The organism is Bacillus sp. 220_BSPC (assembly GCF_001054655.1).
GTDB lineage: Bacteria > Bacillota > Bacilli > Bacillales > DSM-1321 > Peribacillus > Peribacillus frigoritolerans.
On record NZ_JVPL01000136.1, the window covers coordinates 1 to 226 of the forward strand.

Genomic DNA, 226 nt, shown 5'->3' on the forward strand with positions numbered 1-226 from the left:
ACGTCCTACTCTCACAGGGGGAAACCCCCAACTACCATCGGCGCTGAAGAACTTAACTTCCGTGTTCGGAATGGGAACGGGTGTGACCTCTTCGCCATCATTGCCAGACTATATTCATTTTTGAAGAATTCATTCCTTCAAAACTAGATAATAAGAAGAAGGTATTTCATTTTTTTAAAGCGTTGGTTAAGTCCTCGATCTATTAGTATCAGTCAGCTCCACATGT

The 226-nt window shown here is 42.0% G+C and carries 1 rRNA gene; it reads right to left on the reverse strand.

Annotated elements, in window-relative coordinates:
• Positions 1 to 108: ribosomal RNA gene (gene rrf, locus ADA55_RS08865) — 5S ribosomal RNA — on the reverse strand; the annotation flags it as partial.
• Between the last annotated feature and the right edge of the window lie 118 nt (positions 109 to 226).